The organism is Hyphomonas sp. UBA3601, from assembly GCF_002375605.1.
Lineage (GTDB): Bacteria > Pseudomonadota > Alphaproteobacteria > Caulobacterales > Hyphomonadaceae > Hyphomonas.
Window position 1 is genome coordinate 17,693 of sequence record NZ_DFME01000127.1, and the last position, 13,436, is coordinate 31,128.

The 13,436-nt window shown below is 58.9% G+C and carries 15 protein-coding genes; 9 read left to right on the forward strand and 6 right to left on the reverse strand.

Annotated features, from left to right (window positions below; all coding sequences use genetic code 11):
- From B4F73_RS13905 to B4F73_RS13915, 3 genes are all read right to left on the reverse strand, one after another.
- Nucleotides 1–319, reverse strand: a 319-nt coding sequence (locus B4F73_RS13905; protein WP_290483563.1) for an ATP phosphoribosyltransferase regulatory subunit, incomplete at its 3' end; no start/stop codon positions are given.
- Nucleotides 320–584: 265 nt separating this feature from the next.
- Nucleotides 585–1,058: a PaaI family thioesterase gene (locus B4F73_RS13910; protein ID WP_206991299.1), complete on the reverse strand. Its 474-nt coding sequence runs from the start codon at nt 1,056–1,058 to the stop codon at nt 585–587.
- Nucleotides 1,059–1,118: 60 nt separating this feature from the next.
- The gene (locus B4F73_RS13915) at nt 1,119–2,483 is read right to left on the reverse strand and encodes an ABC1 kinase family protein (RefSeq protein WP_206991300.1); all 1,365 of its coding nucleotides are present in this window, start codon (nt 2,481–2,483) and stop codon (nt 1,119–1,121) included.
- Nucleotides 2,484–2,743: 260 nt separating this feature from the next.
- On the opposite strand from B4F73_RS13915, the gene B4F73_RS13920 reads away from it, so the two are divergent.
- The 6 genes from B4F73_RS13920 to recF all read left to right on the forward strand — a co-directional run bounded on the left by B4F73_RS13920 (nt 2,744) and on the right by recF (nt 8,770).
- Nucleotides 2,744–3,526 carry an enoyl-CoA hydratase gene (locus B4F73_RS13920; RefSeq protein WP_034810559.1) on the forward strand — a complete coding sequence of 261 codons (783 nt, stop codon included), beginning with the start codon at nt 2,744–2,746 and terminating at the stop codon, nt 3,524–3,526.
- Between the two features lie 129 nt (nt 3,527–3,655).
- Entirely contained in the window at nt 3,656–3,919 is a 264-nt protein-coding gene (gene rpsT, locus B4F73_RS13925) for a 30S ribosomal protein S20 (protein ID WP_034810557.1), read from the forward strand.
- Between the two features lie 544 nt (nt 3,920–4,463).
- A complete protein-coding gene (locus B4F73_RS13930) occupies nt 4,464–5,921 on the forward strand; it encodes a DnaA ATPase domain-containing protein (protein WP_290483564.1) in 1,458 nt (485 codons plus the stop codon).
- A 192-nt stretch (nt 5,922–6,113) separates the two neighbouring features.
- Nucleotides 6,114–7,235 (forward strand): DNA polymerase III subunit beta, encoded by a 1,122-nt coding sequence (gene dnaN, locus B4F73_RS13935; RefSeq protein ID WP_206991303.1) that lies wholly within the window; start codon nt 6,114–6,116, stop codon nt 7,233–7,235.
- A gap of 100 nt (nt 7,236–7,335) precedes the next feature.
- Nucleotides 7,336–7,632, forward strand: coding sequence for a putative quinol monooxygenase (locus B4F73_RS13940; RefSeq protein WP_290483565.1), 297 nt, complete (start codon nt 7,336–7,338; stop codon nt 7,630–7,632).
- A gap of 25 nt (nt 7,633–7,657) precedes the next feature.
- A complete protein-coding gene (recF, locus tag B4F73_RS13945) occupies nt 7,658–8,770 on the forward strand; it encodes a DNA replication/repair protein RecF (RefSeq protein ID WP_290483566.1) in 1,113 nt (370 codons plus the stop codon).
- Here recF and B4F73_RS13950 read toward each other — a convergent pair.
- On the reverse strand, nt 8,767–10,308 hold the full coding sequence (locus B4F73_RS13950; RefSeq protein WP_290483567.1) for a TadE/TadG family type IV pilus assembly protein: 1,542 nt from the start codon (nt 10,306–10,308) through the stop codon (nt 8,767–8,769). The two genes, recF and B4F73_RS13950, sit on opposite strands and share 4 nt — an antisense overlap.
- A gap of 226 nt (nt 10,309–10,534) precedes the next feature.
- Here B4F73_RS13950 and B4F73_RS13955 point away from each other — a divergent pair, with 226 nt between their 5' ends.
- A complete protein-coding gene (locus B4F73_RS13955; protein ID WP_290479934.1) occupies nt 10,535–11,329 on the forward strand; it encodes a thymidylate synthase in 795 nt (264 codons plus the stop codon).
- Here B4F73_RS13955 and B4F73_RS13960 read toward each other — a convergent pair.
- Both B4F73_RS13960 and B4F73_RS13965 read right to left on the reverse strand, forming a co-directional pair.
- Nucleotides 11,326–11,682, reverse strand: coding sequence for a carboxymuconolactone decarboxylase family protein (locus B4F73_RS13960; protein ID WP_290479935.1), 357 nt, complete (start codon nt 11,680–11,682; stop codon nt 11,326–11,328). The genes B4F73_RS13955 and B4F73_RS13960 overlap by 4 nt on opposite strands.
- A gap of 81 nt (nt 11,683–11,763) precedes the next feature.
- Complete coding sequence (locus B4F73_RS13965; protein ID WP_034810545.1) at nt 11,764–12,432, reverse strand: hypothetical protein; 669 nt, start codon at nt 12,430–12,432, stop codon at nt 11,764–11,766.
- Nucleotides 12,433–12,591: 159 nt separating this feature from the next.
- Here B4F73_RS13965 and B4F73_RS13970 point away from each other — a divergent pair, with 159 nt between their 5' ends.
- Together B4F73_RS13970 and B4F73_RS13975 are read left to right on the forward strand one after the other, a co-directional pair.
- Nucleotides 12,592–13,128: a dihydrofolate reductase gene (locus B4F73_RS13970; protein ID WP_206991308.1), complete on the forward strand. Its 537-nt coding sequence runs from the start codon at nt 12,592–12,594 to the stop codon at nt 13,126–13,128.
- 70 nt (nt 13,129–13,198) lie between these two features.
- Nucleotides 13,199–13,436 (forward strand): SMP-30/gluconolactonase/LRE family protein (locus B4F73_RS13975; protein ID WP_290483568.1); only part of this gene is annotated, 238 nt, incomplete at its 3' end.

A 13,436-nucleotide genomic window follows, 5' to 3' on the forward strand; every position in this document is an offset into this window, starting at 1 on the left:
ACTGACCCGCCTCGGCCACGAACCGGGCCAGCGGTGCGGTCAAATCATAGCGTAGCGACATCCACTGCTCGTCATCATCCTGAATGGCAAACACGCCGGCATTCGGTCGGTCATCATCTGGCAAGAACTTGCCAAGCGCGTCGGCATACTCAAAGGCGCTGGTTTCCAGCGCCTCGAAGCCCCATTGGCGGTAGACGCCGGTGATCGTCTCGACCAGCCCGGCCTGAGCATGGATCAGGCTCTCGCGCTTGTCCGGAAAGCCGCGCGGCTTGCGGGCAAGATCCTTGCCGGTGAGGGGCGGTGTGTCCTTGTCGCTCATGATCGTCTCAGGTCCTGGTTGCCGACGCGCTCCGCATAGACGGAGACGCACAGATTGGAAAGGCAACACGTCGGCGCAGCGCGGACCGGGCGCGGCCTGCCTCATCTGGTCTGGTTCGGAAGAATGAACACTTTCAGGAGGCGCAGCCGGACCGGTTCGCGCCTCGTCGGCGCGTCACGAATGATGGTGATGGTGGTGCAGTGCGATGTTCATTGCGTCGCCGGATACGCAGCCACCCGGCCGGAGTCAACCATTGGCCAGGCCGTCAGGCGTCCTGGCTGGCACGCTTGAAGGGCTTCTGCTGGCCGTCGCGGCGCTCGATCACCTTGAAGATGCCCGTGCCCCGCATCAGCAATTTGTCGCCCGTCCAGATGCGGCCTTCGACCGTGAAGATGTCGCCCTGACGACCGACAACTTCGGCCTTGCCCTCAACGAAGCTGCCCATCGACGCGCCGGAGAGGAAATCGCACATCAGACGGACCGTGACCCACCACGTGTCCTCATCCTTTTCGACCGCAGCACCCCAGGCCATGTCGGCAAAGGTCATCATCATGCCGCCATGCGCATTCATCATGCCATTGGTATGGTATTCCTCGACCCTGAAGGCACGCGTCAGGCCGGTCTCGTCCCGCTTCTCGAAGAGGGGCCCAATCTGGCGGCCAAAGCCGCGATGCCATGGCAGGATGGAATAGCCTTCAGGCGTGTCGAAAGTCTGGTTTCTGGTAAGATCGTCGCTCATGGGAGTCGGATTAGCGCCTCCTGCCTGAGAGTGCCAGAGGCGAGACAAACTTCCTTTGGGTCAGTCGAGCCCAACAGCAGCCTTGGCCTCAGCCTGCCGCGCGGCGACCTTCTCAATATCGAAGCCTTCGAGGCTTTCATTGAAGAGGCGATAGAAATTCAATTCTGCTCCAAGGCGGAGGTAGGCTGCGCCCAGTCCGATAGCGGCCCGGTCCATGAAGACGAATTCGCGTGGGATCTTAACGGGGCCCTTTTCCTTGAGCAGCTTGCGAACGGCAAAGGCTTCCTTGCGGCCATACTCGCCGGGCGTCACACCGTCTGCGACTGAACGCACGCGGTCGTCCAACAGTGGTCCATATATAAAGCGCGCCCAGATATTCAGCACTTCGACCAGCTCGCGGGACAAGCCGCTGAAGCCCCATTTCTCATAGGCGGCATAGGCCGCGTCGAAATCGTCCGCCAGGATCGCGCGATAGAGATCGACCACGCCGCTGACGAACTCCGGCGGGAAGATACGGATGCAGCCGAAATCGAGCAGATTCAGCCCGGTCCCCTCCCCGGTCACCTGGTAATTGCCGAGGTGCGGGTCCCCATGGATCACGGCATGGGAGTTGAACGGCCCCCACCATGTCCAGAACAACATTTCCGCAATCCGGTTGCGCACCTCCTGCGGGGCATCCTCAAACGCATCCAGCCGCTTGCCGGATACCCAGCTCATGGTCAGCAACCGGTCGGTGGACAGTTCGGGCACAGGATCCGGCACAGTGACGAAATCACGATCGGCCAGCATGTTCGCATAGAGCGCCATATGCTTGGCCTCGCGCGCATAATCGAGCTCTTCACGGAGGCGGTCGGTGATTTCGACCACCATCGCGCTCGGGTCGATAGAGCCATCCATCCGCTTGAACAGGCCAAGCATGGTCTTGAGCTGGCCAATATCGGATTCCACCGCGCTGGCCATATCAGGATACTGCAGCTTGCAGGCGACCCGGCGCCCGTCATGCAGGGTCGCGCCATGGACTTGGCCAAGCGAGGCGGCATGCGAGGCCTCCTTTTCGAACGCGCCGAACTTTTCCTGCCAGTCGGCGCCCAGTTCAGCGCGCATCCGGCGTTTCACGAAAGGCCATCCCATGGCAGGGGCTTCAGCCTGCAGCTGGCTGAGTTCGGCGGCATATTCGGGCGGCAGGAAATCCGGAATGGTCGACACCATCTGGGCCACCTTCATCAGCGGACCTTTGGACTTACCGAGCGCAGCGGCCAGCGCACGGGCAATCTTTTCATCTCCCTGATCCCCCCCGAACAGGCTTTGCGTGGCGAAGGTTAGACCCGCGCCAGACAGGTTGGCACCAACCCGTGCGCTGCGCGCAATCCGGCCCGACAAGCGGTTGCGCTCCGGGTCACGGGGTGTTTGTGTGTCGTCCGTCATGGGTGGGATATAGGGTGCTGCCTTGAAAACAACCAATCGCGTATATTGTCGCCCTTTCCCGCCATATGACTCGCAATGGATGACAAATGCGTCATGTTCGCGGTATAGGCCCGCCTTCGCGAATTGATCCGCAACAGAAAAAGCGCATCGCCCTCCAGATTTTGCCGGCCCCGGGCAGCCGAATGTAGAGTGTCCCGAAAGTTAAAGGCTGCTGCAGATCAAATTGCCAGCGCCACACCGCGACGAGCAGGATTTAATGAATGTCTTACAAAACGCTTCTCACCGAGATTGACCAGGAAGCCGGCTTCGCCGTGATCACGCTCAATCGCGCCGAGAGCCTGAACGCCCTCTGCGAAGAGATGATGAATGAGCTGACAGATGCGCTGGATCGATTTGAAGCCGATCCGGACATTGGCTGCATCATCCTGACGGGCGGCAAGAAAGCCTTTTCGGGTGGCGCAGATATCAAGGAAATTCAGGAAAAAACCTATCCTGAGTCCTATTATGAAGATTTCATCAGCCGGAACTGGGAACGCGCAGCTCGCGCCCGCAAACCCATTGTGGCCGCCGTTTCCGGCTATGCCATTGGCGGGGGATGCGAACTGGCCCTGATGTGCGACATCATACTGGCAGCGGATACCGCCAGGTTCGGACAGCCGGAAGTGCGCCTCGGCGTCATGCCGGGCGCCGGCGGCACACAGCGCCTCGCCCGCGTGATAGGTAAATCCAAGACGATGGAACTCTGCCTGACTGGTCGCATGATGGAGGCTGAAGAAGCCGAGCGTTGTGGCCTTGTCAGCCGGGTCGTCCCTGCCGACGACCTTATGGATGCTGCGCGGGAACTCGCCCGCACGATCGCATCCATGCCTCTGGCGGCCGCCATGCTGACCAAGGAAGCCATCAAAGTGGCCTATGAGACTCCGCTTTCGCAAGGCATCCAGTTTGAACGCCGCATGTTTCAGTCCCTGTTCTCCACGGATGATCAGAAAGAGGGCATGGCCGCCTATGTCGAGAAACGCTCCGCTCATTTCAAAGACAAATGATGCTGAAAGCCCCGGCCCACCTGCTATTTCCTGCAACCAGCCTCAATTGCGCGGTTGACGCCTTCGCACCGTTTATGTATTCCCCCGCCTTCAGCCCGAAGGGAGCCCTTTGGGCCACAGGAGTTTAATATGGCTAATACCCGTTCCGCCAAGAAAATGGTCCGCAAGATTGCGAACCGCACCGAAGTGAACAAAGCCCGCCGCTCGCGCGTGCGTACTTTTGTTCGCAAGGTCGAAGAAGCAATCGAAGCTGGCGACAAGTCTGCTGCCCAGGAAGCGCTGCGCTCTGCTCAGCCTGAACTGATGCGCGCGGTGACCAAAGGCGTCATGCACAAGAACACATCATCGCGGAAAGTTTCGCGTCTGTCAGCTCGCGTCAAAGCGATGGGCTGATCGGACTTTTCCCGATTGGAAATTTGAAACCCGCCTGATGGTTCAGGCGGGTTTTTTCATGTCAATCTCCTAATACAACAAATTGGACCTTTCGAGTTTCAACATCATTTCTACTGGATGTTTCATGGTAGGATTGCGAATTTGGGCTGACTGACGGGGTCCGGGTTGCGGTAATGTAGGGACTCGTCAGCGATCCTGAGAAACACGTCGATTTTCTGCAGATATCCACAGCCTTATACCCGCGCCCCCTGTTGACAGAACAGGTGCGAACAAATGTGTGGGGCGACTCACTCACAAAAAAAGATCAGTGCTCAAGCACCTGATTTGATTGCGGTTTGAGGTACAGTACGAAGAGTCAACTCATCAAATCCTGTTGTCGCATAAAAGTAGCACTTGTCAGCAAAACCCCCAGTGAGTAATTTCAATTTACCAACAGAAAAGTTCTCCCGACACGGAGTATTGAGTGTGACCGAATTTCGGTTCGGAAGGGAAACTGCGTGCCAGTTGGTCAGGGTGAAATTATAACTAGAAAATGGGGCTCGGCATGGACGGGAACAAACTCTTTGATTCAAAAACTGGCGTAGACTTCAAGAAGATGAATAAAGGCAAGAATGCTCCGGGCAAGGAGATTTGGCTGACTGTCAAAGCCCATCTTGCGACAATCCTCAACACCGCCGACTATGATCGCTGGATCGATGGCCTGCGCTTGGTCGCTGAGTTCAATGGCGAAATGGTGATCGCGGCGCGCGACCCGCTGTCTTTTGACCGCGTGTATGGCGCACACCGCCATGCGATCCAGCGCATCTGGCGCGAGCATGACCCGGCAGGCCGAGCGATCAAGCTCGTCTGCTGGCGCACCGCGCCCGCTGAGCTGCTCGACATTGTCGAGGACCCATGGGCCAAGGCGGAGATCGCCGAGGCCGCGCCCGAGCAGGCGAAACCTGCCGGTTCCGGCTCCGGCGCGCCTGTTATGAGCTTTGAGACGCTCGTCACGGGTGAGGCGAACGAGCTGGCTGTCCAGATGGCCAAACGCATTGCAGGCGGGTTGCCGGTCGGAACGCTGACAACCTTGTTCTACGGCCTGCAAGGCACTGGCAAGACACACATCCTGCACGCATTGAAGACCGCTGCAGAGCAGCGCGGCGAGGATTGTCACATTGTCTATCTGACGGCCGAGGAGTTCCTCTCATCCTACACTGATGGCGTGAAGGTGAAGGATACGAGCGCCCTCAAGAAGCGGCTGCGCGCGGCGACGATCCTGATGATCGACGATCTTCACCGGATCAGCGGCAAGCCCGGCACCGAGACGGAACTGTTTCAGAACATTCGCGAAGTCACGGCCAATGGCGGCCATGTCGTGCTGGCGGGTGATAAGGCCCCCGGCGATGTCACCGGGTTCAGCCCGCGCATGATCAGTGAGCTGAAAGGCGCGACCACTGTTGAGGTTGGCGCACCGGATGCAGGCATGCGGCACCAAATCATGCGCCACCTCGCTGACCACATCGAGGCCGGTCACCCGAACTTTGCGGTCACCGACGAGATGATCGCCGAGTTCAATGCCGGCATCCGTGGTCAGGCCCGCGAGATGACGGGTGCGATCTGGAACCTCTACACCGAAGCGGCCTTCGGCATTCGCACGCCCACAATGGAAATGGTTCACAAGATCATCCGCCGGACCGAAGGCGATGTCCGCCAGCCCTCCATCGAACTGGTCAAGAAGGCTGCCATGAAAGTGTTCGAGGTTTCCAAGGCTGACATGGAGAGCCCGAGCAAGGCACGCGCCGTGGTGTATCCACGCCAGATTGCCATGTATCTCTGCCGCGAACTGACCGGGAAATCCTTCCCGCAGATCGGCTACAGTTTCGGCAAGCGTGACCATACCACGATCCTGTACGCGCACCGCAAAGTGTCCAAGGCCTTGCCCGAGAACAATGAATTGGGCGCGCACATCAAAGCCGTGAACGAGACCATCCTGGAGCTACAGGCGGCAGGCATGAATTAGGCAAACCCAGCTGAGAGCGGCGAATCTACGATCGGCGCTTGGCTTTTGCCTTTGTTTGAGTAAGTGTGCTCGGCCCGCTCTCCCCACAGAGCGGGCCGATTCCATTCCGGACCGCCGGTTCCGGGCGGAAGCGGCAGGACTGGTGAAGAATTCCGGGCCTTTTCCAAGGCCCCCCGATGAACGGAACGGACGATGAAACTGACGATTGAACGCGGCGACCTGCTGAACGCACTCTCTCACGTGCAGAATGTGGTGGAGCGCCGGAACACAATTCCGATCCTCTCCAATGTCTTGCTTCAAGCAAGCAATGGCGAGCTGAAACTCACTGCGACCGATCTCGACATCGAGGCCGTGGACAGCGCGGATGCAACCGTCACGCGCGAAGGTGCGGTCACGGCCCCGGCCGGTACGCTGTTTGACGTCGTCCGCAAACTGCCTGCGGGCTCCGAAGTCGAACTGGAAGTCCAACCCGAAGGCCAGCGCCTCGCGATCACCGCAGGCCGCTCGCACTTTGAACTGCCGACCCTGCCAGCATCCGACTTCCAGACCATGAGCTCTGACGACACGCCGACCAAATTCTCACTTGGCGCCAAGGAATTCGCCCGTTTGATCGACAAGACCCGCTTCGCGATCTCCACTGAAGAAACCCGCTACTATCTGAACGGCGTTTATCTTCACGGAGCCAAGACCGAAGACGGTACGGCCGTGCTCCGCACCGTTGCCACAGACGGCCATCGTCTTGCCCTGGCAGAACTTCCGGCTCCCGCCGGCGCGGAAAATCTCGAAGGCATCATCGTGCCCCGCAAGGCGGTCGCGGAAGCGCGCCGCCTCGTCGACGGGGTGGATGACGACATCGAAATCGAAGTCTCCGACACGAAGATCGTCGTGCGTGCAGGTCGCGCCGTCCTGACTTCTAAACTGATCGACGGCTCCTTCCCGGATTATGGCCGCGTCATCCCGAAAGGGAATGACCGGAAGCTGACCATCGACAACAAGGCCTTCGAAGCCGCTGTCGACCGCGTTTCGACCGTGTCGGCCGAGCGCTCACGCTCGGTAAAAATGTCCCTGTCTGATGGCAAGCTGGTACTGGCTGTCAATCACGCTGAAACGGGTGTGGGCAATGAAGAACTCGAAGCCGAGTATGGCTCCGAAGCGATGGAAATCGGATTCAACGCGAAATACCTGCTCGACATTGCCGGCCAGATCGAGGCTGTCGAAGCCGAGTTCATGTTCAGTGATCCTGCGTCGCCTGCGCTCGTGCTGGACCCATCAGATGATAGCGCGCGTTATGTGTTGATGCCGCTGCGGGTGTAGTTTGTCTGTGGAGCCGCTGGATCGCCGGACCCTTCTTGCCAGCGCAACCGCAGCGACCGGCTTGGCGGCCTGTGGTATCCCGACCCGGAAGGAGACAAGCATGTACGGCCTCATCGGAAAGTTCACGGCAACGGATGGCAACCGCGACGCGCTGATGCGCATCCTTATCGATGGCGTCTCGGGCATGCCCGGCTGCCTCAGCTATATCGTGGCCAGCGATCCAACCGACGCGAACGCCATCTGGATAACCGAAGCCTGGGATAGTCAGGAAAGCCACTCGGCGAGCCTGTCGATGCCAATCGTACAGGATGCCATCACCAAGGGCCGCCCAATGATCGCCGGCATGGAACGCATCGCAGAGACCCGGCCCGAAGGCGGCCATGGTCTCGACTCCTGACCTCTGGCCCCTCCATACAGCTTGAATGACCGCCCTGACCCGCCTGACCCTGACTGACTTTCGAAATTACGAGTCGCTCAGCCTGCCACTCGATGGCCGGCATGTCTGTCTCTATGGGTCGAATGGCGCAGGCAAGACGAATTTGCTGGAAGCCGTCAGCCAATTGGGGCCGGGCCGAGGTCTGCGTTCGGCCACCCTGCCGGAAATGATACGAAAAGACGCGCTGGGCGGTTGGACTGTTTCCGCCGCACTCGTAAACGATCAGCGGATCGGCGTAGGTGTCGATACCGGCCCCAGTACGAAACGTACGGTACGTATTGATGGCGCGCCAGCAACCGCATCCGACCTCGCAGATCTTGTGCGCATCGTCTGGCTCACGCCCACAATGGACGGTGTGTTTCGTGGCAGCACGTCCGACCGGCGGCGCTTCTTTGACCGTCAGGTCATGGCACATATGCCGACCCATGGCACCGCTGCGGGCCGTTATGAGAAAGCGATGCGCGAACGCAATGCCCTGCTGGAACGCGGTCATGTGGATCCGGCCTGGGCCGATGCCATCGAGGCCCGCATGGCGGAGTCCGGAGCAGAAATGGCCATCAACCGCGCCCATGTGCTGGAATCCCTGCAGGTGGCGATTGATGCAAGACCCGAAGGCTATTTCCCGAAGGCTGACCTCGCACTGGAAGGCAAGGCCGAACAAGCCGCCCTTCGCGGCGATGACTTCAAGACGATCTTCGAAGCGCTGACCGAAACCTTCCGAACGACCCGTCGCCGCGATATCGCCGCCGGACGCACCATTGATGGTCCGCATCGCTCAGACCTCACGGTCATTCACCGGCCAACCGGTGCGCCCGCCAAGGACGCCTCGACCGGCCAGCAGAAGGCCCTGCTCATCGGCTTGATCCTCGCATCGGCTGCGGCGCTCCGCGCTGGCGGCGATGGCCCCTCTCCCCTGCTGCTGTTGGACGAGGCAGCCGCCCACCTTGATGCGGACAGGCGCGCCGCACTGTTTGATGAGCTGGCAGCGCTGGGAGGGCAAGCCTGGCTGACCGGCACCGAAGCCTTCCTGTTCGAAGCATTTGGGGACCGGGCGCAAACCGTGCGCGTAGATGACGGAATGGCAGTCCCTGAAACCTAGCTCTTGATGCGCAGATCTGAAATCGACTGGGCGATCTCGCGATAGACTTCCTTCAACTCGTCCCCACTCGACGCATCAAAAGCATAAGACGGGCTTGTCGCGCAATATTCCATAATGGTTTGCCCATCAGACGTGGTCTGCACATAGGATGGCACCTGAAAACCGACCGTGTAAATCTGGACCTTGGACGGCTCGGCCTTCATGGCGTCGCATAAATCCATGGCCTGCCTGAAGGAGTTCTTGCTGGCACTGGGATGGTTTGTATTGAAATCTCCATCTGTCATCAGGATCACGGCCTTGGTCACATTGACCTCGTCATAGTCCCAGGGCTTAGCCGTCTCCGGCCAGACATTCTGCCAGTTCGGCGACAGCAGGTACCACCCCCACGCCACTCCCAGATGTCCGGCGGTGCCGCCATTCGCCGTCATGCTGTTCACATGGGCGGTCAGCGCTGCCTTGTCTTCGGTCAATGGGACCGGCCCGGTGGCGCGGCACGTCGCATAGTAGAAATCGAGTGCGCCGGTAGAGCCATTTGCGCCGCCATTTTCGATCTCGTTTTCGCCGCGATACTTGTCGCGATCGCTATCATAGAAGTTCCAGCGTGGATTGCCTGCCCCGATCCAGGCGAAGCTGCCCGGCGCTGCATCGCTATCAGCATAGGTGCCTGTCCGCTCGTACACACACGTGTCGGTGGCTGACGAGTCTTCCCAGAACCATCGGGCAACGTCCCAGTCATAGTCACCATGCTGGTCACACTCATCCGGATCGCTTTCGGTGCACGTGCCGTTTTCGTAGTACATGAAACGCTTGCCGGTCGCGTCGTCATACATCCGCGCGCTATTGTAGGAATTGTAATTGCTCAACCCATTGCTGTTGGAAGTGTCGGCCGGAATGGTGACCGCGCGCGTCACCTCATCAAAATAAGCCCCCGCATTGACCGAATTATTGTAGGTCACAATGCCCAGCCTGACCGTGCCATCCCGCACCTGATCATCTGGCAGCAATTCATCAAACGCGATGACCGCAGCCTCTTTCAACAGGGTTAGCCGATTGTTGCTGTTCATGGAGCCCGATACGTCGAACACAAACGAGACATCGATCTTTCCGACCGAGAAGGTCGAGGTCGAAGCGACGTTGAAGCTCATGTCGTCATTTCCCATGATGTTGGAAATGAAGGTCGGCTGGGTGCAATTCATTTTCCCGAGAATGTCTTCGCTGTCATCGGTGAAGACCACAGTGACGGGTGTACATGTCATACCGCCGCCAGCGCTCGCAATCAGCGGGCTCATGTATTCGCGAATGTCTGCGGTCACTTCCTCATCTGTCGCGCCCGCCTGGCGCGACAACGCCCCAGCCAGCACCGCCGAGTCCATCGCATATTGAACGCGCGCCTGTTGCCTGAAGATAAACTCGAGATCGACAGCCAAACCAACCAGCGCCACCATAGAGGCCAGAATGAACGCAGTGAGCACAGTCAGATTGCCGCGATCATCGCGCGCGAGTGAGTGCGATTGCCTGTTTGCAGGATACATATCCATCACTTGCCCCATCGATCGTCAGCACCTGTCTGCGAATCCTGAGTTTCGCTCAGACTGATTTCCTGCGTCTTCAGATATGGCCTCAAAATTGGTGCAGTGGGGAAAGACAGCATTTACCCTGATTGGGCCTAGACCATCTGGTTAAAACCCGCTGTCGGGCCTTGCCCCCACAGCCTGTTTCCGTGGTATCCTGAACTCTGAAAATCGATTCCCGACCGAGGCCGACATGCAGCAATATCTCAATCTCCTGCAGGACATTTTGGACAATGGCCATGAACGCGGAGATCGGACCGGCACGGGCACACGCGCTGTGTTTGGCCGTCAGATGCGGTTCGACCTTGCCGACGGCTTTCCAATGGTGACCACCAAGAAACTGCATTTGCGCTCAATCATCATCGAACTGCTCTGGTTCCTGAAAGGCGATACGAACATCGCGTATCTGAAGGAGAACGGCGTTTCGATCTGGGATGAGTGGGCCGATGAGAATGGCGACCTTGGCCCCGTCTATGGCAAGCAGTGGCGCAGTTGGGCCGCGCCGGACGGCCGGGTGATTGACCAGATCCAGTGGGTGCTGGACGAAATCCGCACCAATCCCAATTCCCGCCGCTTGATTGTGTCCGCCTGGAACCCGGCCGATGTGAACGACATGGCCCTGCCCCCTTGTCACTGCCTGTTCCAGTTCAATGTCATGGACGGCAAGCTGAACTGCCAGCTCTACCAGCGCTCGGCCGATGTCTTCCTCGGCGTACCGTTCAACATCGCATCCTATGCGCTACTCACCCTGATGATGGCGCGCGCGACCGGGCTGGAAGCTGGCGAGTTCGTCCACACATTCGGCGATGCGCACCTCTACCTGAACCATATGGAGCAGACCCGGCTCCAGCTGACCCGTGAGCCGCATGCCCTGCCCCGCATGATCCTGAATCCCGACAAGACCGACCTGTTCGGCTGGGAGTATTCAGACTTCACGGTCGAAGGCTACGAACCGCACGCTCACATCAAGGCGCCGGTGGCCGTCTAGGAATCATTGAGGCTCTGCCAAGCCGTCCAGGCGTCGCCCGCATACATCAGGCTTGGGCCACCGCCCATGTAAACGGTCATGCCGAGCGTCTCGGCCACTTCCTCATCCGTCGCGCCCAGCCTCTTGAGCGCCTTGGTGTGAAAGCCGATACATCCATCGCACTGCTTGGCAACGCCGATGGCGAGCGCGATCAGTTCCTTGGTCTTCGTGTCGAGCGCCCCATCCGCGAGAGCGGCCTTCGCCATCGCGTTGAACTGCGTCAGCGTCTCCTTGGCCCCGGTGCCGCGAAGCCCGGATATTCCCTCGCTGATCGCACCCGTTATCGCGCCATAGTCCTTCTTGCCGTCCGCCATGATCGACTCCTTATTTGCATATTTGCGCAAATATGCATGTTTCTATGACATCAGCAATATGGGTATTCCCGGATAGTACAGTCAGGCGGCCGCCGGATCCACGAGACCGAGGTTTTCCCGCCGCCGAATGACTGCCGAAACGATAACCGCGCCGACCATCTTGCCGATCACGAACACGATCCAGTTCCACACATGCAGCGAGTTTCCGGGGTCCATGCCAAGTTCCATCTGCTTGGCGAGATCAGCGCCATACAGGAACACAGTCGTATCGACCGGCGCTGCCAGCGCGCTGGAGAGCAGAATCCGGGTCGATAGCCGATATTTGGTGAAGGTGAACATCAGCCAATCCACCCCCTCGGAAATGGCAAATGCGATGCCGCTGGCCAGCGCAATCACGGGCCACGCATAGTAAAACGACCAGGCGATCGCCATGGCCATCACAAGCAACACCCGGTGGCCCATTTCGCGTTGCACGAAATCGCGGACCACGAACACCATTCCAGTTACCATTGTCATCGGATGGAGAGACACGCCTTGAGCGGTCAGTCCGGTGCCTGTCGGGGCAAGAATCTGAAACTCCGGGATGATCCCGAACGACCAGTTCAAAAAGGGAATGAGTGCGACATAAATGAGCGCCCATCCGCGCCCTCTGAGCAGCCAAATTGCCAAGAACGACAACAGAAGAGCAGGAATTGCCAGTCCGATTTGTTCCGGGTTTCCATTGGTCAGAATCGCTACAATCGATTTCATTCTGATTATCCCCCACGGAACTGTTTTTGGGCTTGTGAAAACTGATGAAAGAAGGTTGCATTCACCATACAAACTCGGCTCTGCATGTATTCACGCAGACGCTTCTGGTCACAAGGGCCGCGCGCGAAATTGGATGCAAGTAGATTGGAACCGGTCACTATGTCGGCACATGTAAAACTTTGCCTGATTGCCGCCAGGGCCAGCAACAATGTGATTGGTTCTGGAGGTGATCTGCCCTGGCGCCTGAAAAGTGACCTCGCATTCTTCAAGAAAGCGACGCTTGGGTGCCCAATCATCATGGGCCGAAAGACCTGGGAAAGTTTGCCCGTGCGCCCGCTCAAAGGTCGCGAGAACATCGTGATGACCCGCGACTGGGCCTACAATGCCGAAGGCGCCCGTGTCTATTCCAGCTTTGCGGCGGCAACGAACTCCGCCCGCGCCGTGGCCGCCAGAACCGCCGCCGACAAGGTTTTCGTGATCGGTGGCGAAGCCATCTACAAACTGGCCCTGCCGATTGCAGATCGCCTCTATCTTACGGAAGTCGATGCCGCACCCGATGGAGACGCTTACTTCCCGGAACTAGACGCGAACCAGTGGAAAGAAACCGGCGCAGAACAGTTCGAGGCCGGCGAAGGCAATGATTTCGCCTTCTCCATCCGCCAGCTCGACCGGATCAGCGCGTTCACTTCCCCCTAGGATACGCGTTGTCCTTCCCCATCGCGACGCCTAACCTCCTCCCAAAAAAGGGCGAGGAGGAAACAGCCACATGGAATTCGAAATCATCACGAGCGGTCTGCGCTTTCCGGAGGGCCCGGTCGTTATGGCCGATGGCAGCATTATCGTTGTCGAGATCGAGAAGAAATGCATCACGCGCTGCTGGGGTGACGGCAAGACCGAAGTGATCGCGACGCCCGGCGGCGGCCCCAACGGCCTTGCGATCGGTCCGGACGGCGCACTCTGGGTCTGCAATAATGGCGGCTTCATCTATACTGACATGGACGGTT

Coding starts and splice junctions, on each gene's coding strand:
- B4F73_RS13910 (WP_206991299.1), bottom strand. CDS start 1,058: ATGAGCGACGATCTTACCAGAAACCAGACTTTCGACACGCCTGAAGGC.
- B4F73_RS13915 (WP_206991300.1), bottom strand. CDS start 2,483: ATGACGGACGACACACAAACACCCCGTGACCCGGAGCGCAACCGCTTG.
- B4F73_RS13920 (WP_034810559.1), top strand. CDS start 2,744: ATGTCTTACAAAACGCTTCTCACCGAGATTGACCAGGAAGCCGGCTTC.
- rpsT (WP_034810557.1), top strand. CDS start 3,656: ATGGCTAATACCCGTTCCGCCAAGAAAATGGTCCGCAAGATTGCGAAC.
- B4F73_RS13930 (WP_290483564.1), top strand. CDS start 4,464: ATGGACGGGAACAAACTCTTTGATTCAAAAACTGGCGTAGACTTCAAG.
- dnaN (WP_206991303.1), top strand. CDS start 6,114: ATGAAACTGACGATTGAACGCGGCGACCTGCTGAACGCACTCTCTCAC.
- B4F73_RS13940 (WP_290483565.1), top strand. CDS start 7,336: ATGTACGGCCTCATCGGAAAGTTCACGGCAACGGATGGCAACCGCGAC.
- recF (WP_290483566.1), top strand. CDS start 7,658: ATGACCGCCCTGACCCGCCTGACCCTGACTGACTTTCGAAATTACGAG.
- B4F73_RS13950 (WP_290483567.1), bottom strand. CDS start 10,308: ATGGATATGTATCCTGCAAACAGGCAATCGCACTCACTCGCGCGCGAT.
- B4F73_RS13955 (WP_290479934.1), top strand. CDS start 10,535: ATGCAGCAATATCTCAATCTCCTGCAGGACATTTTGGACAATGGCCAT.
- B4F73_RS13960 (WP_290479935.1), bottom strand. CDS start 11,682: ATGGCGGACGGCAAGAAGGACTATGGCGCGATAACGGGTGCGATCAGC.
- B4F73_RS13965 (WP_034810545.1), bottom strand. CDS start 12,432: ATGAAATCGATTGTAGCGATTCTGACCAATGGAAACCCGGAACAAATC.
- B4F73_RS13970 (WP_206991308.1), top strand. CDS start 12,592: ATGTCGGCACATGTAAAACTTTGCCTGATTGCCGCCAGGGCCAGCAAC.